Source organism: Saprospiraceae bacterium, from assembly GCA_016715965.1.
Classification (GTDB): domain Bacteria; phylum Bacteroidota; class Bacteroidia; order Chitinophagales; family Saprospiraceae; genus Vicinibacter.
In genome coordinates, this window is the sequence record JADJXG010000001.1 from 1,508,809 (window position 1) to 1,529,545 (window position 20,737).

The following is a 20,737-nucleotide window of genomic DNA, read 5'->3' on the forward strand; positions in this document are numbered from 1 at the left end:
TCTTATATAAAAAAATTATCAATATGAAATGTTAACAATGCCGAAGCGGATGAATAAAGCAGAAAGAGCATCTGAATCATTTATTTTGCAAATCCGGTGATTTGCGATCTCGATTGATTAATGGATGCAGAAATACGGAACTCAGAATCAACAATACACCCAAATAAAACCAGGCATTCATCTCTTTGTGTTCTTTGAGAATAAGGATGGACAAAAGAATGCCGTAGACAGTTTCCATATTAAAAGCCAGCATGGCACTGAATGCCGAAAGCTTTTTCATGGATTGGAGTGCCAATGCATAAGGGATCACAGTACAAAACAAAGCCAGAATCAGCAAATACAACCAATCCATTTGACTTGGATAAAATTTGAGATTGGGATCGGATAGATACATAAATGGAAGAATGAGAGAAATGAACAGCCAAACAGAAAGCAGCTCGACCCAGGTAATCACCAAAGGTTCGGAATTCAGAATGTACTTTTTGTTGAGTGAGGCAAACAATGCGGAAAATGCCGCAGCCAACATCCCTACGAGAAATCCAATTCTGTAATCTCCTGAAATATTTCCGTTGATAAGAATAATACCTGGGATTATGGCTAGGCCAATCAAAGCATCTTTCCACAAGACAGGTCTTTTTTGAAGCCATGCTTCCATAAAAGCTGTCATGACGGAGATTGTTGAGAGACAAATCATGGCAATGGACGCGTTTGCAAGTTTGATAGAACCGTAAAAACAGATCCAGTGCAGTGCCACGATAACTCCAATCGATCCGAATATTTTAAAATCTTTTGTTGTTAAATTTGAAAACATGCGAACATGAATCATCCAGGGCAACATCATGACCCAGGTCAACAATGACCTCCACCACACCAGAATCACAGCAGGCAGGTCTATCACAAACCCAAGCACTCCTGTAAACCCAAATAAAAATACCGCAAGGTGGACATAGAGGTAAGAGCGGGTGAAGGTATGATTCATTTTAATCTAAAATTTGGAGTTCCAATTGGTTAAATACCCGCTTTTAGAATTTAAATAGTTTAATTTGCAAAATTGTCACAAATATCTATTTTTGTGCCCTCTTAAAAAGACCTAATTTGAAAATCTTGCAAACGGGAGACCTGGCTCCTGAATTTTCTGCGGTAAATACGGATCGAAAAATGATTTCTTTATCAGATTACAAAGGAAGAAATGTCTTGTTGTTGTTTTTCCCTTTTGCCTTCACCGGGGTATGCACCAAAGAATTGTGTATGATGAGGGATGATATGGCTCGATATTCAGATTTGAATGCTGAGATTTTTGGAATTTCGGTTGACAGCCCTCACGCTTTGAAAAAATTTAAAGAAGAGCAAAGTCTACCTTTCCAATTACTTTCAGACTTCAATAAAAACATATCTGCTTCATACGGATGTCTTTATGAAGAATTCCATTTGGGTCTCAAGGGTGTATCCAAGAGATCGGCATTTGTCATTGATAAAAATGGAATCATTCGGTATGAAGAAATTTTGGAAAATGCAGGAGAACTTCCTAACTTCGTGCAGATAAATCAAACCCTTCAATCATTAACTGAGCATTAAAATGATGAATTCTCAATCCAAACCCTGGCAAGATCTCGATGATGATGTTTTGGTAGAAGAGATTACCGGAGATATCTCAGAGATTGTTGTTTACAATGATGATGTAAATACATTTGATTGGGTCATCGAGAGTTTTATGGAAGTTTGCAAACATAGCTTTGAGCAAGCTGAACAACTCTCCATGATGGTCCACTTTAAGGGCAAGGCATCTGTCAAGAGGGGAGTATTTGACATTCTAAGACCCATGAAAGATGCACTTTGCGAAAGAGGTCTTTCCGCAGTTATTGAGACCATCAAAGTATAATTTTTGTGCCGGTATTTCTTTTGCCGGATGAATTTTCTTTATTTCCCGATCCTGCTTTGGCAGACCGCACAGGCCTTTTGGCAATCGGAGGCGTATTGACTCCTGAAAAACTTATACAAGCCTATCAGAATGGAATCTTTCCCTGGTACCATTATGGAGAGCCTGTGCATTGGTATTGCCTTACCCCTAGATTGATGCTTGTGCCATCTGAAATTAATGTATCCAAGAGCATGCGAAATTTAATGAATAGGAGCCTGTATAATGTAACCATGGATAATGATTTCATGGCTGTCATGCACGCTTGCAGATCGATTGATCGAAAAAACCAGGAGGGTAGCTGGATTCATTATGAGCTGATGGAGGCTTTTTCAAAGTTGCACGACAAAGGGATTGCTCATTCAGTTGAAATTTGGAGAGAAAGTCAATTGGTGGGTGGATTGTATGGACTTGCGATGGGTAAAATGTTTTGCGGAGAATCTATGTTTGCCAAGGAACCCAATACTTCCAAACTTGCGCTCATCCATTTATGTCGGTTTTTAGAATCTAAAAAGTTTGATTTTATAGATTGCCAGCAGGATACAGCCCATTTGCGGAAAATGGGAGCAAGGTTGTATCCCCAAAAGGAGTTTTTCCATTTCCTGCAAATGAACAGGGAAAATGACATCGTTCAGGAGTCCTGGAATGATATCCGATTTTAAAATTTAGAATTTAAGACAATTTAATTCCGAAAGGAAAACAATCAGGAAAAGACAGATTTTAAAAATCTTAAAGCATTTCCCTCAGTTTCTTATCTAAATTTTTTTCATCACCCGGGGTATAGCCAGAATGAGAATACACAATATTGCCTTCCTTATCTACCACGAAAGTTTGTGGTACCGATTGAAATCCCAATTTTTTCAAGCTTTCTCGATTGACATCAGATAAGATGGTATAACTCCATTTCTTTTGTTCTACCATGGGTTTTACCTTATTGAGTTGTTGAATATCGTCAATGGTAATAGCCACTACCTCTATACCAATGTCTTGCCATCCTTTGTAGATCGTTTTCATGGCATCCAATTCTTTTTTGCAGGGAGAACACCAGGTCGCCCAAAAACTAATCACAGTGAGTTTGTTTTTCGAAAAATTCTTGTTGACGTCATAGGATTTACCATCCAAAGTTTTAAGAGTAAGGGCTGGAAACTTTTTGACTGAAGGAGTAAAGGCAAACATTCCCAAGGTGATACAGATAACAGCAAATCTTAATAAAGTCATTGAAATTAAATTTGATTAATTAGACGTAAAGTTGGTCTAAAAATTACACTAATTTGGGCCGTCAAACGCGATTTAACGAATGATTAACCAATTGTCTAAAATTTTAGTTTTCAGTATATTAAGTCTTTGCACCTCATCGGTTCAGGCCCAGGAATCGCTCCTGGTTTTTGGTGGATTTCAGTCCAACGCAAACGTTTTTTTACGGGACAGTCTGATCGGAGCTGCCGGAATACCGCAATATGACTACCAATTGTTTGGAGCGGAAGCATGGCTTGATCTGAATGCCTCCTACGCAGGCTTTAATGCCGGAATCCGGTTTGACCTGTTTAACAATTCCAATTTGCTCAATCCACTGAGCTCTTATACGGATCAAGGCATTGGAAGATGGTTTATCAACAAGGAAATAGACAAATTGGATATAACCGTGGGGTATCTGTATGATCAAATCGGATCAGGGATCATCTATCGCGCATTTGAAGAGAGGGCGCAATTGCTGGACAACGGATTGCTGGGAGCTTCTGTTAAATACACCATGAATCCCAACTGGAGTGCGAAGGTATTTACCGGAAAACAGCGAAATCTTTTCACGGTCTATAACTCCATTGTTAAAGGGGCCATGTTGAATGGTTTTTATTCTCCCAGCGACACTGCCAAATGGTCCATCGTTCCCGGGATAGGATTTGTCAACAGGACCTACGGAGATGAAATTGTGGCCGATCTGGCCAATATTTCCGGTGGGTATCTTCCGGTGGATCAATTTAAACCAACTTTTAATACCAATGCATTCACCTTTTACAACACCTTGAATGCCGGACCCATCAGTTGGTATGCAGAAGCAGCATTCAAGCCCAAGGATGTCATTTATGATCCACTTGCCATACGTTCTCTGCCCAAAGGCGAGACCAGCATTGGAAAATACCGTGAAACATCCGGTTCTGTTTTCTATACCAGCATTGGCTATGCAGCCCACAATCTCGGAGTGACCCTGGAAGCTAAGAGAACGGACGGTTTTGATTTTAGAGCAGAACACCAGTTGGCCCTCAACAGAGGTTTGATCTCTTACATCCCACCCATGGCGAGAATCAATACCTTCCGCCTCACTTCATATTATTTTCCGGCTACCCAGTTTCTAAACGAAATGGCTTATCAGTTTGACATCAAATACGGATTGGGCGAACATTGGAATTTTTCTTTCAATTATTCTGATATCAGGGATTTAAAATTTGAAAACAAATTTTACAGAGAATACAATGGTGAGGTAGTGTACAAAGCAAACGACATCTGGCAGGCATCCATTGGTTTGCAAAGACAGGAAGTTGATGTCAACTTGTATTTTGGAAAGGCCGCAGAACCCGAAGTGAAGACCTTTACACCTTATGCAGAATTGCTGTATTATTTTAATGAAAGAACCAGTCTGAGGTTTGAGACTCAATACATGCACAACAAATCAGATATAGGTTCCTGGATTTATGGTTTGGCAGAATTGGGAGTAAGTCCTCATTGGTTGTTTGAGTTGTCGGGAATGTACAATACCTTTCATCCAAAAGATGGAAAGAAAATATTTTACCCAACGGCCGGCGTGGTTTACAATTTTGGCAACAACAGACTTGGATTGAGATACGTTAAACAGATACAGGGTATTGTTTGCTCTGGTGGAATATGTCGTCTCGAGCCTGCTTTTAGTGGTTTCAGGGCTTCCATAACATCGACTTTTTAACTTATAAATTATTTAGCCATGACAATTGTGCGAAATAAATATTCCTTCTTTCTTTTGTTGAGTCTTCTGGGATTGTTTTTATCCTGTTCAGATTGGGAGCAAATGGTATTGATACCGAACCAAGGTGGCATCGCGTCGAGTAAGGTGATCCTAGTTGAAGAATTTACAGGAGCATCCTGCACAAACTGTCCGGCTGGAAATGCAGAGCTCGTCAGTATCATCGACAAATACCCCAACAATGTGGTGGTGGTAGGAGTGCATTCCAATTTTCTGGGCAATCCTGCCGTGGCAGGCGAACCTGATTTAAGGACAAAGGACGCTCAGGACATAGAGACTTTTCTGGGAACCTGGTTTGGAAAACCGGAAGCTGCTTTTAACCGTAAAAAATTTCCCAACAAAACCAATATCCGCGTCAATAGACCCGACACCTGGATCACCTTTGTGGAAGAGGAACTCAAGCAAAGTCATTTGGCTGATTTGAAAATCAACATTACATTTGATTCAAGCAGTCGCAAACTTCAGGTCACTTTGACGGCAACTGCTGTGGAAAATATAGACAAGGCACTATATGCCCATGCAATGATCACCGAATCAGAGATTTTTGTCACACAGCTTGATCTGACCGGCAAAATTCCCAATTATAAACACGAACACGTGCTCAGAAAATTGTTGAGCCAGGTGGGAGGTGATAAGATGGCCGACAAATTATCCAAGGGGGAATCTGCGATCAAAGTATTTGATTACACCCTCCCTGATGAAAACATCTTATGGGTGGCTGAACATTGCACAGCAGTTGGATTTATCTCATTTGATTCTTCTGAGAAATATGTGCTCCAGGCTGCGGAAGGAAAGATAGTGAAGAAGTAAAAATGGGACGAAGCATTCTTGATTAAACCTATTGTTTTTTAAAATTCAATTTTATTCTTTTGAATTATTGTCTATTGTTTGTAATTATTTCCATGAAAATTATTCTGGATCTTACCATATATTGATTTAGATACATCATAAAAACACACCTGTCCAAAATAATTTTTACAAATCAACATTCCCACTTTTTGTCGCGCACGACTGAACGATCCAAGCTAAAAGCTTGGTGGAGTGCGACAGCACTCTAAGTGAAGGAGCCGCGAAAGCGGAGTACCAAAAAACGCAGCCTTTTCTAAGGCGGCATCTTTCTTGGTTCTATTGATCTTTATTTGGTTCATTTTGCAAGGGTATCTGTTGGGACAGATTTTGGGCGCTGTATATTGCCGCTCCATAATTTAATTTCACTATGATAGTTTGTTTGATGGGTGCATCATATTAGTTTCAGTTAAAAGAGCGACAATATAAGGCGCTATGTCCAAAATCTGTCCTTCTTGGGCCGCTGACGAAAAGGCTCTTAATATTAATCAATATTTAGGTTGAAATATCAGGAATAATGATGGTTTTCATGCATTTCAATGCGGCCTAGGGCTCCGTAGCTCGGGTACCCAACCAGTGAATTTCGCGGTCATGCTAAAAACTGTCTGAGCCCAACGGAGGAGCTACCCACAATGACGGAGTTTGCGAAGCGAAGATTGTGGAGCCCAGTAGGAGAGGTAGAGGCGAGTTTTTTTAGCATAGCGAAAGAGCTGCAGTTGGGTGAGCGAGGAGATCGTAGCGAAGTATCCTGCCAGGCAGGATACCATCGTACGACAGTGCGATGGCGAAGTGAACCGCGAAAGCGGATAATTGAAACAGCGAACTATCTTTGTTTTATCCCTAGCGCCTTGCCCCCAATTTATTGGTGGGGGCTCCTTCACTTTTTGAGCTGTTCCCGCTATGGCGCATACGCGTCAACTTAATTAATAATAATTATTCGAAAAAATATTGTAATTACTTGTATTACAATATAATATAAAATTTTTATATATTTGCAAGGTCCTAAAAAATAGGAGCTCTTGGAATTTACCATAAAACTGCTAAATTATGTGTTCCGCAAGCTCCAAGTCAAAGAAACATAAAAATTGTGAAACTCCTTCCAAAATTTTTAAAAAGATACCATTTTTAAAATTGGCAAAGGCGACTGGCTTTTATTGTCGAAAAAGTAAAAAGTTGAATCCTAAATACCTGGTTATTGGATTTATCCAAATGATTGCTCAAGGAAATATCAGCTTTTCAAATTGGGCTTACCATATAAATTTGCTTAGTGGGAGTTTGGTATCAAAACAAGCATTGCATAAAAAAGTAAACCAAGCATTTGTAGAATACTGTTTAAGAGTACTTCATCAGCTAATGATTAATATTATTTCAAAAGCGAAACAAGACAGTAAAATTATAAAAGGAACACTTTCGAAATTTAGAAATGTATATATACAGGATAGTACAACATTCAAATTACCAGCAAGCTTGAGCTGGTGTTATCCAGGCACAATAGTTAAAGGGGCATTAACATCTCAGTTAAAAATTCAGACAATTTACGAACTAAAAAATAACTTATTTAAATACTTTAAAATAACATCATTTAGAGTCAATGACCAATCATGTACAAATGACATACTTTCTATTGCAAAACACAATGATCTTGTAATAAGAGACATGGGATATTTTAATCTATTATGTTTCAAAAAGTTAATAAATAAAGGTGTTTCCATTATAAGTAAAGTAAAATATGGAGTTGTTATGCTTGATGAAAAAACAGGCAAGCGGATTGATATTTTTAAACTAATGAAGGGAAAATCCAAAATTGAAAAATGGATATTCCTTGGAAAAGATGATAAAGTTAGAGTGCGATTATTAATAAATAGAGTACATCCCATTATAGCTAGTGAAAGAAAACGAAAAGCCAGCAAGGATCGAAATAATAAAATAAATCATAGTGATGATTACTATAAATATTTAAACTTTTCAATTTTAATCACAAATACAGAAAGTAACGATATTTCAATTGACCAAGCTTTCATTCTATATTCATTAAGATGGAGAATAGAAACTATATTTAAAAGCTGGAAGAGTTACAATAATTTGCAGAAAGTAATACCAACATATAATAAGTTATCAAAGGATAGAGTAGATTCAATTATAGTACTTTCTTTAATAAATATCGTAATACAACATAGAATGTACCAAGTGGCAATATTGTATAATAATAATCTTGGAAATGTGAACCAAATTAGTCTATTTAAATTTATAGACTATTTCAAAAAAGAAATCATTGATCTGCTTTCCAATCCAATAATAAACATCAAAAAATTAGTGGAAAATTGCAAATATGAAAAACGAAATGACCGTATAAACTATTTTAATAAACTGGCCCTCTAAGTTGACGCGTATGCGCTATGGCGGGACAAGCTGCTCAAAACTGCTTCGCAGATCGTTCAGTCGTCTTTTGACGACCAAAAGAAAGTAACATGCATATAATATGAAAAACATAAAATATTTTTTAAATTACAATAGTTGTTATGGGGTTCAATTTTAAAATATCGTTACAAAATTTGTATACACTTGTAAATCAGTAGCCATATTTTCAAATTAAAATTATTTTGGCCAAGTGTGTCATAAAAATTATTTCAAATTTATTTAAGCAGTATAATGCTTATAAAGTAAATCCTCTTTTATTTATTCTCATTATATAGATTGGGAATTTCAATGTTAATGAGAGGTTGTTGTTAAAATAAAAAAGCCCCTGAATACTCAGAGGCTTTTCTTTGATTCAGTATTTTACCTGCTACTATTTCTTTTTGGAGAGTTCGTAGAGTTTAGCCACATCCGGAGAAATGATAAACTCAATTCTTCTGTCCATGTTCATACCCTGACCAGTTGGTTCGAAATCGGAACGACCGGCTGCAGTCAATTGTTCAGCGTTTACTTTTTCATTCAGCATAAACCGAACCACTTTTGTGGCTCTGATGGTGGACAATTCTAAATTGTCTTTGTATGGAGCATCTGATTTTACACCGGATTTATCCGCATGGCCTTCCACCACGACATGAACTGCAGGACTTTTCTTAAAGATCTCTGCTAAGTTTTTTACCATTTTTTGTCCATTGGAGTTGAGGTTGGTAGATCCTTTGGAATAAAGTACTCTGTTGGGAAGAGAGACATACAATTTGTCACCTACTTCTCTCACTTGAAGATCGGTACCATCCAAACCAGAAAATGCTTTGCGGATTTCTCCTTTGATTCTTTGAATTTCGTCGTCTTTGGCTTTGTTCATTTTTTCAAGATCTCCTACCTGAGACTTGTATTTGTTCATTTCACCATTGGCGGCGCTTAAATCAGAATTTAATTTAGAGACTTGTTTGTCGAGGTCCATTTTTGCAGTCTCGCAGTCAGACAATTTGGATTTGTGAGAGTCCAACATTTTTTGGAGATTCTCATTTTCGGATTGTAAGGCTTTGTATTTTTTGGAGGACACACAGGAACCAGTACCCAAAATCAAAGCGATTGAAAAAACAAATAATTTGGTTTTCATCTTTTTAAATATTGATTTTTTAATAATTTGACTATTTTAGCCGCAAATATAATACAATTTATGTTCCAAAACTCATTCCCCAGCGATAAGATTTGCTATCGAGCCCACAAAGATCAATCACGCGATTGGTGACAGTGGCCAAAATTTCATCCGATGACTTCGGATTGGAATAAAATGAAGGTATGGCTGGACAAATGATACCTCCGGACAGAGTAACCATTTTCATATTTTCAATGTGAATCAGACTAAGCGGTGTTTCGCGAAAAACAAGGATCAGCTTTTTGCGCTCTTTGAGCATCACCTGGGCCGCCCTACTCATCAGATCATCTGCCATGCCATGGGCCACCTTGGCCAAAAAGCCCGCAGAACAAGGGCATATTATTGCAATGTCCCAAGCCGCCGAACCGGAAGCGATCGGTGCTGTGAAATCTTTGGTATCAAAATAAGTATAAGGGTATTGATCCCATGGAATTCCGGGATTTTCCAATGCCCAGTTGAGTTTGGCATTTTCACTGAATATCAACCCAATATGCACCTCTGGCATTTGACCAAGGGATTCGATCAGTAATTTGGCATACCTCGCGCCGGATGATCCAGAAATGCCAATGGCAATTTTTATTTTTTTTAATTCACTCAATGACTTCTCCTACTACAAAAATGCTGCCAATCACCACCACCAGTTCAGAAGTTTTTGCCAACCTCTTCGCGCTGGCTAAAGCATTTCTTACTTTTTTAAAAGATTTTCCGATAAGTCCATTTGATTTTCCCTGCTTTTTTAATGCCTTTGCATCCAGCGCTCTTGGGATAGAAGCCTGGGTGAAATAATAAATGGCAGTTTTTGGCAGTAAATTCAAAAGGGTATCTATTGATTTGTCTTTGACAAAGCCACACACGATGTGAACCTTCGAATAAGACTGTTGCTCAAGCCAATTCGCAAAATGACGTATTCCATCTTCGTTGTGGGCTGAATCCATTAATAGGTCATATTCAGCTTTTACAAAATGCCAGCGCCCCATCATCCTCGTAAGAGTCTGAGTATTTTGTAATGCCAGCTTTACATTTTCAGCCGAAATTTTAATTTTGGCTTCCTGACAAAAAAGACAAAAGGAGGCCATAGCCGTGAGAATATTTTCAGTTTGGTAAGGACCAGATAGCGATGCACTGAATGCAAGACTTCCATTTTTGCGGAGCCCCAATTCGGTAAGATCTACATCGCCGGCATACGAGAGCGGACTTTTCTTTGCTCTGCTGTGTTGATCAAAGACAGTCTGGGTCTCAGCTTGTCTTCGCCCAATGAGTACGGGCACACCAGATTTTATAATTCCGGCTTTTTCTTCTGCTATTTTTTCAAGACTGTCTCCCAACAAATCGGTGTGATCCCATGAGATGTTGGTGATGACACTGAGCAATGGTTTGATGATGTTGGTAGAATCCAATCTGCCGCCTAGCCCCGTTTCGATGACCGCATAATCTACCTGCTCTTCTTTGAAATAATCCAATGCCATTGCAAAACTCATCTCAAAAAATGAAGGTTGTATTTGATCAAACAATGATCTGTTGAGTTTGACAAAGCGCGTTACCCTTTTCTTTGGAATGTAAGCTCCGTTGATTTTAATTCTTTCTCTGAAATCTTTGTAATGAGGTGAAGTATACAATCCTGTTTTAAAACCATGCGTTTGCAACATGGCAGCGATAAGATGCGAGACTGAACCTTTGCCATTGGTGCCCGCAATGTGGATGCATCGAAGACTTCTTTCGGGATTTCCAAGTTGTTGACAAAGCGCTTTTATGTTGTGAAGGTCTTTTTTAAAGGCGCTCTTGCCATCGCGCTGGAACATTGGTAGATGATCCAACATGTATTTTAAAGTCTCTTTATAATTCACAAATTTGTTTTAATTATCTTGCTTAAACTCAAACCGGCTGAGACATTGTATCTGCATTCCAATCCAAATACTCCACCCAGTGTTTTGCTTTTCTGTTGGTGAAGTGCTCAATCTGGTGTCTACAGCTAAAACCCTGTGCAATGAGATTCTGACTTTGATTGCTTTCTCTGATGTTTTCTAATAGAGACATTTCGCCTATTTTCCGGGAAATTTCATAATGCTTTTTTTCATAGCCAAACATTCCTGCCATACCGCAGCAACCCGAGTTAATTTTTTCCAACTGAACCGCATCGCCAGGAACCAGTAATTTTTCCAAAGCACTTTGATCAAGCAATGCTTTCTGATGACAATGTCCGTGAAACAGATACCGACCCTCTTTGAGCCTGATCTGATTTTTTAATTTTCCTGTCTCCTTTTCCTGCATTAAAAATTCTTCCAATGCCAAAAACTGATTCCGGTAACCCTCCCATTTGTAATCGTCCATCAGGTCGTGCAGATCATCTTTGAAAGCGCTGGCACAACTCGGTTCTGCAAGAAGTACGGGAATTCCCTCCTTCAAAAAAGGATCAAGTGATTGAAACACTCTTTCGCCTCTTTCTTTCGCCTCTTTTAATAAACCCCGGGACAGAGCGGGTCTTTGACAACATCCAGTTGATTCTATCCTCACTTGATATCCACATTTCTCCAACAATTTGATGGCACCATGTCCGATGTCCGGATCGTGAAATTTGGTATAACAATCGGCAAAAAAAATAACATCGGGTCGTGGAATATTATTGAATCTGCTGGCTATTTTACTTTTGTGAAATGGATTTATTGTAAACAATGGAAGAATGCGTCTTCTGTCTAAGCCAGTGATTGACTCAAGCAGAAGCCTAAATGGCTTGGAGGAAATCAATGCGTTCGAAAGATGAGCCAAAGATCCGGATGCCAGTGAAGAAAGCAATGCCTGATGTTTGACCAGCAAATCTGTTGTTGAATATCCGCTCTTTGATTTTTGGTAAAATTGAATTTCTGATTTTAATTTAGACATGTCCACATTGCTCGGACATTCCGATTTGCAAGCCTTGCAGGACAAGCACAAATCCATGACTTCAGAGAGTCTTTCGGAATCCATTCCTTTTAGATCGAGTTGTCCGCTTAAAGCCAATCGGAGCGCGTTGGCCCTTGCCCTGGTACTTTCTTTCTCATCGAGCGTTGCTCTGAAACTGGGGCACATGGTTCCACCGGAAGTTTTGCGACATTCTCCGACACCATTGCACAAATGAACTGCTTCATGAAAACTGCCCTCGTCTCTGTAATGGTACATGGATGAAAAAGTCTGATCGCTGTAATGGCTTCCGTATCGCAAATTCTGATCGACCGGAGGAGAGTCCACAATTTTACCTGGATTCATCAGATGGTCCGGATCAAACAAATTTTTAACTTGTTTAAAAACCTGATACAATTGCGACCCAAAAAAAAGTTCGTTGTACGGACCTCTCGCCAGTCCATCACCGTGCTCTCCACTCCACGAGCCTTTGTATTTTTTTACAAGCGCGAGGGTTTTGAGGGAAATGTTTTTCATGCGCTGAATATCCGCATCATCTCTAAGATCTAAAAGTGGCTTGACATGCAACAAACCAACGCTGGCATGTGCATAAGCCACCACCGGTGTTTGCTCCTGCTTACAAACTTCAAATACTTCCGTGATATAATCTGCCAAATGCTCTACCGGTACCGCGGCATCTTCAATAAATGCAATAGGCTTCCTGTTGCCTTTGACACCCATCAGTAATCCAAGGCCTTTTTTCCGGACGGTAAATATTTCTTCTATTTTGACCGGATCAATAAATACGGGATGGGTATATCCAATTTTCCTGGCCTGCAAAGCAGAAGCCATTTTATCTGCTTTTGATTTTGCTTCTTCAGCATTTTCACCATAGAATTCTACAACGAGAGCAGCTTTGGGGTGACCTTGAATAAATCCACAGTACTTTTTTGTCTCCAAATTTTCTTTGCTCTTCTGCATCAGCAATTCATCCAGGAGTTCGACCGCTGCTGGTTTAAAAAAATTGATTTCTGCAATATGCGCGATGGAGTCATAAAAGGAATCAAAATGGACGACACACACTGACTGGGATTTTGGATTGGGCACCAGATTAATTTTGGCAGATAAAATGATGCCCAGTGTGCCTTCGCTACCGACAAATATTTTTGACAAATTCCAGTCTGGATCCATAAATTCATCCAAATTATATCCACCAACTCTACGCATGACCTTTGGAAAAATTTCAATGATTTCATTTTTGTTTTCAGAGATCAGTTGAAAAAGCCCTTTATACAATTCAGAATCGACTTCCTCCGATGAAAGTTTCTTTTCCAATTGCTCTTGTGTTAGTTTTTTGCAATGGATGATTCTTCCATCAGCGAGGAGAATGTTCAGTTCCAATACGTGATCGATGGTCTTCCCGTACATAATGGATCTGGTGCCTGAAGAATTGTTTGCTATCATGCCGCCAATGGTAGCGCGACTGGTGGTAGCAGGGTCAGGCGCAAAATGGAGTCCATGTTTTTTGATGGTTGCGTTGAGTTCGTCTCTCACCAAGCCAGGTTGAACCCAAGCCCATCGTTCCTCTACATTCAATTCCAATATCTGGTTCAGGTATTTTGTAAAGTCAAGTACAATCGCTTGACCAACAGTCTGGCCCACCAGGCTGGTCCCTCCACCTCTTGCAAGCAATGGAATGCGATGGAACTTGGAGAATTCCACCAATCTAACAACATCCTTTTCACTGCGGGGATAAAGTACTGCAGCCGGCTTAATCTGATAATTACTGGCGTCTGTGGAGTACATACCCCGGTACAATGGATCCCAATGTAGATCTCCGTCTATTTCTTTTTTAAGGTATTCAAAGTCCACATCAGATGAAGCTCTCAACATAATGGGGCAAAATTAAACCAAAAATTGATGTATATTGTGCCCGGTTTAATCCTATTTTTATGTCTGATACGCTTACTGCCAATATTTTTAGTTTTATTGAAAATACCCATTACGCAGGTAAAAAAGATTTTGTCGATGATATAGCTGAATTATTGCATTTGCAAAAGTCTTCGGTGTACAAAAAGATTAAAGGTGAATCATCACTTAGTCCGGACGACATTGCCAAATTGGGTAAACACTATCAGCTCAGCTTGGATGATTTGCTGGGATTGCAACAGGATAGAATTTATTTTGATTTTCCAGCGCTCAACGGAGAGGTCAAAAATGTCATGGATTATTTGATTCCCATAGAGTACAATATCAAAAGGGTCCAGATGATTCAACCAACCATCTACTACACCAGTAGAGAAATTCCAATATTTTATTATTACACCTCACCCAAACTCGCTGCATTTAAGTTCCATGTATTCTACAACATCAACTGGCGGGATGAAAAATTCAAAATGACCAGTTTTGATTTGAAAGAATATGAATTTAATCAGGATTATTTGAATATTTTAAAAAGTATATCGGACATCTATATGGGCTTAAACAGCATCGAGGTTTGGAATGTGACTGTATTTGACAACACGCTTAATCAGATTCGATACTTTCTCGAATCTGGTCTGATGCACCATGCTGAAGATGCACTTAGGCTGCACGATGAATTATTGGCACTGGTTGAAAAACTTCAGGAATGTTGTGAATTGGAAACAAAAAGACCTTTTGGAAAACAACTCAAAAATCAAGGAAGTTTGAGTTTGTTCAACAACGAAATTGCATTCACCGGTAACCTGATTTATGTCAAAAGCAATTCCATCCGCACGGTTTATACCACCTTTGACAATCCCAATTTTTTGAATTCTTTCAATCCGCGCCTCTGTGATTATACCGAAAAATGGCTCCACAGGATCATCAGCAATTCCATCCACATCACGGGTGGAAATACGAGAGATAAAAATCAGTTTTTTCTGAAAATTTCAGAAAAAATTGAGAGGTCAAGAAAACAAACTGAAAATTGGATTGAGTTCCATCAGGATAGACCAGAATAAATACATTTTAAGCTTTCTTGGTATTTGTCAGAGAGCCATATCTTCGATGGCCTGGGCCAATACATCCGGAAAGAGCTCAGGGGCGCAGGCAAACACAGGAATGCCAAGGTTGGCCAGTTTTTGTCCATTTGTTTCATTAAAAATTGGTTTGCCTTCATCATCCATGGATACAATACACTGAATATTGCAGTTTGATTGTAAAAGAAACTGGAAACTTTGAATCATTTCTTTGACAGGACCTCCTTCATCAAGGTCGCTGATTACAAACAGGATGGTCCTGGATAAATTTCTCATTTTTTGGCGCACATATTCCAGACCCAATCGTATATCCGTACCTCCACCCATGGGAACGCTAAACAATATTTCTACGGGGTCATTGTAAAGGTCCGTCATATCAGTGATCGCTGTATCAAAAAAGATGAGATGGGTTTTGATGGAAGGTAGGGAAGCCAATACAGCGCCAATGATGGAACAATAGATCGCAGATTGAATCATTGACTCGCTTTTATCCACCAGCAAAACAATCTCTGTCAAACGAGTTCCACGCTTCTTTCCATACCAATCCACCGGAATCACTGATTGTATATCCGGGATGTAGTGTTTTAAATTTCTGCCAATGGTTTTTGACCAATCAATTTGTGCTTTGGAAGGATGTATTTTTCTCGATCTTCCAATCATCGAAGACCTAATGGCTGCGCTGAATTTTGGCTTTAGTTTCTTTTCTGTTTGCTGCACCAATTTTTGCACCAGATTTTTTGCACTGTGCAATGCTCGGTCGGGTAGTATCTCCCGGAGAGCTATGATGGTAGCCACCATTTGGATGTCCGGTACAATGCGATCCAGCAATTCGGGCTCAAGCAACATCTGATGAGCGTTCTGTCTTTCCAGCGCATCCTGTTGCAACAACCGGATCATATCAGGTTGAAATTGTTGGCGAATTCCATCCAGCCATTTTCTGATTTTCTGAGGACTTTTGGTCAGACTGCCGGATTCTCCACCCGCACCATACAATGTTTTTAAAAGATCTTCCAATTTTTTCTCTTCCGCAGTCAACTGAATATCCGGATCCTTGGCATTGTGCGTGCCCAATACCAATTCCCAACGGTTTTCAGGATTTAGAACTTCTTCGTTCATTGATGCTAAGACTGGTAAGATAATTCGTATGCTTCCAAATGAGACTGATACCGCTTTTTCATTTCATCTTCATAAAACACACAAGCCATCAGGACCAACGCTTTTGTGGACAGCCGCTGAAGACCCAACCAGTTGAGGATTGCTTCTTGAGTTTGTTTAAAAATGTTTGGACAAAATTCTATCAATTCTTGTTCTGAGAGCAATGGCAATGCCGGGTTTTTTTCTTCTGTAATGATCAAACACCATTCATACCAGGCCGGATTGAAATACTTGTCAGGCTCCCAAAATGAGGCATTCAATTGCTCTTCAGAAAAAATGAGCACTCCATCTTCGCGGTCGTGTTCACACACATGGACTTGTCCGATATTTGGAGAAATAAATGGATGTTGATAAACAACTGTGCGCTGATACCTTTTCCAGATTTTCGGATCCTTAAATACACCGAGCTTTACAGCAGGCACCAAGACCATCCATTTTAGTTCTTCATAGAATTTGGCGAGATTCATTGGAATAAACTCATGTACCAGACAAGCTCGGGAAAGTTCAATGAAAAATTTGTTTTTCTCCTCTGATGCCATGTTCAGAATAAAAGAATATCTGGAAGATAAAAACAATTTTTCTCGTTCAGACAAGTCTGGTGTTTTGACTTGATAGAAATAGTCATTGATCTGATGCTTAAAAATAAACACTCCCACTGCCAATATCACCAGCATCAAAATGACAGTTGCATTTAGACTTTCCCGGGTAAAGCCATACCAAAAGTAGATTCCCGTTATGAGTAAAATTGGTATTAGAAAATATCTATACGGCATTTCGCGAGGGTTTATGATGTTGCAAACATTGGAAGAATAAGACTTGTTGGGAGATCGGCATAATGTCTTTCATGGTAGGTCGAAAAATGCGAACAAAAGTAATTCATTCCCGCTTGCAGTGCCGTTCAATCTGAGATTTAGGCCTTAAAATAATATTTAAAAAACAGAAAACCAAGGAATTAATACTTTGAGCGGAAGATAGCATCGATTTTTGTTAAAAATCATTTGTCAAAATGAATAAAGACCTATATTTGCAGCCCCAATTCATAATTTGGGGATACCAAAGGGTACCTTAGCTCAGATGGTAGAGCAACGGACTGAAAATCCGTGTGTCCCTGGTTCGATTCCTGGAGGTACCACCGCTAGCCCTTGCAATTTGAAAATTTGCAAGGGTTTTTTTATTGTATAATTTTGTAATTGATTGTATGGCTTATGCTTAAGTGCTGAAGAGAACTCCCTGAGTGAATTGTTTTTTTAAGGAATAATTACTTTCAATAGTATGAATTGTATTCTTCACTGGGGACTCTTTCAGAAAATGCACACAAATTTATTACTCTTAAGAAAAGAGGATAGTGTATTCTGATTTTATGAATATGATTTGAGATAATATTTGACACAGGTATTTTATCACGGTCCTTTATATTCAAATTTATAAGTTTCTCCCCTAACTAAAGTTATATTGCGGGCCTGCCAGGAGCGCCGGATGTTTGTGTAAAAAATCATGAAAACAATCTTCCAAATTGTAGTTGGCCTGATGGCGTTCACAAATGTTGTCAATTCGCAGTATTTTGTTCCATTGATTGATGAATCAAGAAAAGCCACAGAATCATTATCTGAAAGCCCAACGGATGTTTGGGAGATGAACCTCAGCTTTTTTGGCGGGTTCAGGGAAACAGGTGCAATAAAACAAGAGGAACTTGATAAAATCAATGGATCTGCCATCATCAATTTTCATAAATCGGATAAATTCAATTTTACCATTGGCTACACTTTAAATAAGATCAATACCAATGGCATCGCGACTGCCAGGCAATACTTCTATTCGATCCTTGTCCCGGATCTCGGCGGACAGGCTTTTTCTGCCAATTTTATCCGAAAATGGAAAGACAAAAAATATTTTCAATTGAATTTTTCAATCGGAAATGATCTTTGGGAAATAAATGGGACAGAATATGAAGCCAGTCCTTATTCAGTAAGGTTAAATTATATCTATAAACCTTTTGACCAGTACGAATTGGATGGTGAAAATTTCTTTGATATGCGGTTGGAATTAGGAGCCTGCTTGCGTGGTTTGAGCAATAACATCCTGGATCAAAGGGATGTATTGAAAACAAATTTCGGCATGGATCGGACCAATTTTTTTGGATTGGAGGCGAATGTGGTATTTACTTTTAATAAATTTAGTCTTTTCTTTCACCCAAGTATTATTTTCGCTTCTAAGGTGGATGGTTTTCCAAACCGCGGACTGTACCTTTTTGGAGCCCTGGTGCAGGGTGACGCATTAAGTTTTAAACTGAATAAAAAACAATAATTATGAAAAGTTTCATTTTAGTCCTTTTAATGACAATTATTTTGTCTTTCAAGCCCACCACCGATTCTGCAAATTTTGCTGAAAGTCTGGATTCGATTTCAACTGAGAAATTGGAAGCCATACTTTTGAAAAGAAAAATGGAAAATTTGGTAGATATGAAATTGGAATCTCCTGTTGACTTGAGTTATGCAAAAGGCCTGGTAAATAATTATATAATTGCCATGAAGAATAAATACAGTATTGAAAATGCAAACACCATTGAAAGATCGGTTTTGCTCCCATACAGTGAAATCGATGCGAGTATTAGCTTGCTTAAGTTTTATTATCAATCGACTTATCCAGATGCCAATAAATTTCAATACAGAATATACTTTGGTAAAAACAATTCAGTAAATCAAGAATCCTTTCCTACCGGTCATACTGCCATCGTGCGATTGTGCTATGACAGTATCAACATTCCAGATCTTATATCAATCCCTCAAAGTAGTAATACCATCAGAACCATATTTAATGTAGGAAATATATGTCCTCCCAATTGTCCTGGTGTTTTAGCGACACAGGATGACATGTATCATCAGTAATGTTTCTTCATGCTGGTTTATTAATACCAAGGAATCATTGTCGTTGCTTTGCTGTTCTCCTTTGGCAGAAAAGCAAGGTTCGATCCGGCCTATTTTAATTACTTTCTTTGGTATATTGTAATTTTTGAAATTTTTCTTGCCAATTTATCAAACTATTTATTTGGCTCTAATGTCATCATTTACAATTTCTTTGTGGTAGGCTGTATTGGATATTATGCGTTTGTTTATAACCATGTTTTAGCAAAAAATCAAATGGTCATTCCTATTCTCATCCTTTATATAATTTTGGTTATTTTTGAGAATATGGGTATATCAGGTTTTTATAAATTTAATCATATCAGTTATACTTTTGGAATGGTTTTTATAGGTATTCTCGCGATGATGTATCTTAAACATTTAGTGGATAATGGAGCGCATCAATTTAGCCAGAGCCCAATGTTTTATTTAAGTTTTGGAATTTTATTTTTTTATACCGCTTGTTTTACCATCTTGTTATTGAATCCTCTGATCATGAAAATAGACATTGGTTTATCCAAAGAAATCTATGTATTGGTAAAAGTCGGAAACATTATTTTAAGTTTGTCCTATTTACAAATAGCTTATTTGAATTGGAAAACAGAGAATTGATTTTATATATTGTTATCATTTCATTCATAATGCCATTGGTATTGAGTGGCATCTTGGTTTGGTTTTTTATGATTGCTCAGAAACGAAGACACCATGCAGAGTTATTGCAAAGAGAAATTCAAATCCAACAACAGAAAATGATGATTGAGAGGATCCAACTCATCGAGCAAGAGCGGGCCAGAATTGCCTCCGACATGCACGACGACCTTGGTTCAGGTCTTACCAACATCCGTTATTTATCAGACAGGGCCATTGAATCAGATGATCCGCTGGAAGATAAAATATATCTGAAAAGAATTGGTGATTACAGCAGTCAACTGGTTCGCAACATGAGTGAACTGATTTGGGCTATGAATTCAAATCTGGACAGCTTGGCCAATTTATGCGCGTATGTCAGAAGGTACGCCTATGAATACCTGGACCCATTCAAACTCAAATTGGTCTTTGAATGCCCTGATTTTCAGAATGAAGTCCATCTCAGTACAATTAAAAGAAGAAATTTATTTCTTGTTGTAAAAGAATTCCTGCACAATGTTGTTAAGCACGCGCATGCTTCTGAAGTGATGATGAAAATTGAATGTATTGATCATTCTTTCAGATTGACCTTATCGGATAACGGTCGCGGATTTAATGAAGTTCAAGCTTCGGGATCAGGTAACGGATTGAACAATATCAGAAAGAGATTGGAACAGATTGGGGCACAATGTAATTTATCGTCTTCCGATCAAGGAACTCAGTTGAGCATACTTCTGTTATTGGTTGAAGATCAAGATTCCGGGGCTTAGCTTAAAATATCCAATAAAACATGGCAATTCATATATTTTATCTTTGCTCTCTTAAAAACCTGAGCTTTGTCGATACAAGGAATGA

Annotated in this window: 19 protein-coding genes and 1 tRNA gene; 12 read left to right on the forward strand and 8 right to left on the reverse strand. The window is 38.5% G+C overall.

The annotated features are described in order from the left end of the window. Window positions 1-76: 76 nt before the first annotated feature. Window positions 77-979 carry a DMT family transporter gene (locus tag IPM48_05605; protein ID MBK9271051.1) on the reverse strand — a complete coding sequence of 301 codons (903 nt, stop codon included), beginning with the start codon at window positions 977-979 and terminating at the stop codon, window positions 77-79. A gap of 122 nt (window positions 980-1,101) precedes the next feature. Between IPM48_05605 and IPM48_05610 the strand changes: the two genes are divergently transcribed. From IPM48_05610 to IPM48_05620, 3 genes are read left to right on the forward strand one after another with little or no spacing between them, the layout of a single operon-like run. After that, window positions 1,102-1,575, forward strand: a complete 474-nt coding sequence (locus tag IPM48_05610; protein MBK9271052.1) for a redoxin domain-containing protein — start codon at window positions 1,102-1,104, stop codon at window positions 1,573-1,575. Window position 1,576: 1 nt separating this feature from the next. Next, window positions 1,577-1,879, forward strand: coding sequence for an ATP-dependent Clp protease adaptor ClpS (locus IPM48_05615; protein MBK9271053.1), 303 nt, complete (start codon window positions 1,577-1,579; stop codon window positions 1,877-1,879). A 5-nt stretch (window positions 1,880-1,884) separates the two neighbouring features. Next, window positions 1,885-2,577 (forward strand): leucyl/phenylalanyl-tRNA--protein transferase, encoded by a 693-nt coding sequence (locus IPM48_05620; protein ID MBK9271054.1) that lies wholly within the window; start codon window positions 1,885-1,887, stop codon window positions 2,575-2,577. A 67-nt stretch (window positions 2,578-2,644) separates the two neighbouring features. Here IPM48_05620 and IPM48_05625 read toward each other — a convergent pair whose 3' ends face one another. After that, window positions 2,645-3,133: a TlpA family protein disulfide reductase gene (locus tag IPM48_05625; protein MBK9271055.1), complete on the reverse strand. Its 489-nt coding sequence runs from the start codon at window positions 3,131-3,133 to the stop codon at window positions 2,645-2,647. Between the two features lie 91 nt (window positions 3,134-3,224). Between IPM48_05625 and IPM48_05630 the strand changes: the two genes are divergently transcribed. From IPM48_05630 to IPM48_05640, 3 genes are all read left to right on the forward strand, one after another. Beyond that, window positions 3,225-4,850 carry a hypothetical protein gene (locus IPM48_05630; protein ID MBK9271056.1) on the forward strand — a complete coding sequence of 542 codons (1,626 nt, stop codon included), beginning with the start codon at window positions 3,225-3,227 and terminating at the stop codon, window positions 4,848-4,850. An 18-nt stretch (window positions 4,851-4,868) separates the two neighbouring features. Next, window positions 4,869-5,717 (forward strand): Omp28-related outer membrane protein, encoded by an 849-nt coding sequence (locus IPM48_05635; GenBank protein ID MBK9271057.1) that lies wholly within the window; start codon window positions 4,869-4,871, stop codon window positions 5,715-5,717. Between the two features lie 1,083 nt (window positions 5,718-6,800). Beyond that, the gene (locus tag IPM48_05640; protein MBK9271058.1) at window positions 6,801-8,132 is read left to right on the forward strand and encodes an IS4 family transposase; all 1,332 of its coding nucleotides are present in this window, start codon (window positions 6,801-6,803) and stop codon (window positions 8,130-8,132) included. A 409-nt stretch (window positions 8,133-8,541) separates the two neighbouring features. Here the strand turns inward: IPM48_05640 and IPM48_05645 are convergent, their stop codons facing one another. Genes IPM48_05645 through IPM48_05660 form a run of 4 tightly spaced genes read right to left on the reverse strand, consistent with a single transcriptional unit; the run spans window position 8,542 to window position 14,091 of the window. Next, window positions 8,542-9,285, reverse strand: a complete 744-nt coding sequence (locus tag IPM48_05645; protein MBK9271059.1) for an OmpA family protein — start codon at window positions 9,283-9,285, stop codon at window positions 8,542-8,544. 58 nt (window positions 9,286-9,343) lie between these two features. Continuing rightward, the gene (locus IPM48_05650) at window positions 9,344-9,922 is read right to left on the reverse strand and encodes a UbiX family flavin prenyltransferase (protein MBK9271060.1); all 579 of its coding nucleotides are present in this window, start codon (window positions 9,920-9,922) and stop codon (window positions 9,344-9,346) included. Next, on the reverse strand, window positions 9,915-11,168 hold the full coding sequence (locus IPM48_05655) for a bifunctional folylpolyglutamate synthase/dihydrofolate synthase (protein MBK9271061.1): 1,254 nt from the start codon (window positions 11,166-11,168) through the stop codon (window positions 9,915-9,917). Before IPM48_05655 ends, IPM48_05650 begins: the two co-directional genes overlap by 8 nt. 28 nt (window positions 11,169-11,196) lie before the next feature. Then, entirely contained in the window at window positions 11,197-14,091 is a 2,895-nt protein-coding gene (locus tag IPM48_05660) for an FAD-binding oxidoreductase (protein ID MBK9271062.1), read from the reverse strand. Between the two features lie 59 nt (window positions 14,092-14,150). Between IPM48_05660 and IPM48_05665 the strand changes: the two genes are divergently transcribed. Next, window positions 14,151-15,182, forward strand: a complete 1,032-nt coding sequence (locus tag IPM48_05665; GenBank protein ID MBK9271063.1) for a helix-turn-helix transcriptional regulator — start codon at window positions 14,151-14,153, stop codon at window positions 15,180-15,182. Window positions 15,183-15,209: 27 nt separating this feature from the next. Here the strand turns inward: IPM48_05665 and IPM48_05670 are convergent, their stop codons facing one another. Both IPM48_05670 and IPM48_05675 read right to left on the reverse strand, forming a co-directional pair. After that, entirely contained in the window at window positions 15,210-16,316 is a 1,107-nt protein-coding gene (locus tag IPM48_05670) for a VWA domain-containing protein (protein ID MBK9271064.1), read from the reverse strand. Window positions 16,317-16,321: 5 nt separating this feature from the next. Then, window positions 16,322-17,128, reverse strand: coding sequence for a hypothetical protein (locus IPM48_05675; GenBank protein MBK9271065.1), 807 nt, complete (start codon window positions 17,126-17,128; stop codon window positions 16,322-16,324). Window positions 17,129-17,414: 286 nt separating this feature from the next. On the opposite strand from IPM48_05675, the gene IPM48_05680 reads away from it, so the two are divergent. The 5 genes from IPM48_05680 to IPM48_05700 all read left to right on the forward strand — a co-directional run bounded on the left by IPM48_05680 (window position 17,415) and on the right by IPM48_05700 (window position 20,652). Then, a tRNA-Phe gene (locus IPM48_05680) sits at window positions 17,415-17,487 on the forward strand. Window positions 17,488-17,849: 362 nt separating this feature from the next. Continuing rightward, window positions 17,850-18,659 (forward strand): hypothetical protein, encoded by an 810-nt coding sequence (locus IPM48_05685; protein ID MBK9271066.1) that lies wholly within the window; start codon window positions 17,850-17,852, stop codon window positions 18,657-18,659. Between the two features lie 2 nt (window positions 18,660-18,661). After that, the gene (locus IPM48_05690; GenBank protein MBK9271067.1) at window positions 18,662-19,240 is read left to right on the forward strand and encodes a hypothetical protein; all 579 of its coding nucleotides are present in this window, start codon (window positions 18,662-18,664) and stop codon (window positions 19,238-19,240) included. A gap of 303 nt (window positions 19,241-19,543) precedes the next feature. Next, window positions 19,544-19,867: a hypothetical protein gene (locus tag IPM48_05695; protein ID MBK9271068.1), complete on the forward strand. Its 324-nt coding sequence runs from the start codon at window positions 19,544-19,546 to the stop codon at window positions 19,865-19,867. Between the two features lie 29 nt (window positions 19,868-19,896). Next, window positions 19,897-20,652 (forward strand): hypothetical protein, encoded by a 756-nt coding sequence (locus IPM48_05700; protein MBK9271069.1) that lies wholly within the window; start codon window positions 19,897-19,899, stop codon window positions 20,650-20,652. Window positions 20,653-20,737 lie beyond the last annotated feature (85 nt).

What these genes read in the sequence shown, in the direction of transcription:
- IPM48_05605 (MBK9271051.1), bottom strand. Translation starts at nt 979, where the DNA reads ATGAATCATACCTTCACCCGCTCTTACCTCTATGTCCACCTTGCGGTA.
- IPM48_05615 (MBK9271053.1), top strand. Translation starts at nt 1,577, where the DNA reads ATGATGAATTCTCAATCCAAACCCTGGCAAGATCTCGATGATGATGTT.
- IPM48_05625 (MBK9271055.1), bottom strand. Translation starts at nt 3,133, where the DNA reads ATGACTTTATTAAGATTTGCTGTTATCTGTATCACCTTGGGAATGTTT.
- IPM48_05635 (MBK9271057.1), top strand. Translation starts at nt 4,869, where the DNA reads ATGACAATTGTGCGAAATAAATATTCCTTCTTTCTTTTGTTGAGTCTT.
- IPM48_05640 (MBK9271058.1), top strand. Translation starts at nt 6,801, where the DNA reads ATGTGTTCCGCAAGCTCCAAGTCAAAGAAACATAAAAATTGTGAAACT.
- IPM48_05645 (MBK9271059.1), bottom strand. Translation starts at nt 9,285, where the DNA reads ATGAAAACCAAATTATTTGTTTTTTCAATCGCTTTGATTTTGGGTACT.
- IPM48_05660 (MBK9271062.1), bottom strand. Translation starts at nt 14,091, where the DNA reads ATGTTGAGAGCTTCATCTGATGTGGACTTTGAATACCTTAAAAAAGAA.
- IPM48_05665 (MBK9271063.1), top strand. Translation starts at nt 14,151, where the DNA reads ATGTCTGATACGCTTACTGCCAATATTTTTAGTTTTATTGAAAATACC.
- IPM48_05670 (MBK9271064.1), bottom strand. Translation starts at nt 16,316, where the DNA reads ATGAACGAAGAAGTTCTAAATCCTGAAAACCGTTGGGAATTGGTATTG.
- IPM48_05675 (MBK9271065.1), bottom strand. Translation starts at nt 17,128, where the DNA reads ATGCCGTATAGATATTTTCTAATACCAATTTTACTCATAACGGGAATC.
- IPM48_05685 (MBK9271066.1), top strand. Translation starts at nt 17,850, where the DNA reads ATGAAAACAATCTTCCAAATTGTAGTTGGCCTGATGGCGTTCACAAAT.
- IPM48_05690 (MBK9271067.1), top strand. Translation starts at nt 18,662, where the DNA reads ATGAAAAGTTTCATTTTAGTCCTTTTAATGACAATTATTTTGTCTTTC.
- IPM48_05695 (MBK9271068.1), top strand. Translation starts at nt 19,544, where the DNA reads ATGGGTATATCAGGTTTTTATAAATTTAATCATATCAGTTATACTTTT.
- IPM48_05700 (MBK9271069.1), top strand. Translation starts at nt 19,897, where the DNA reads ATGCCATTGGTATTGAGTGGCATCTTGGTTTGGTTTTTTATGATTGCT.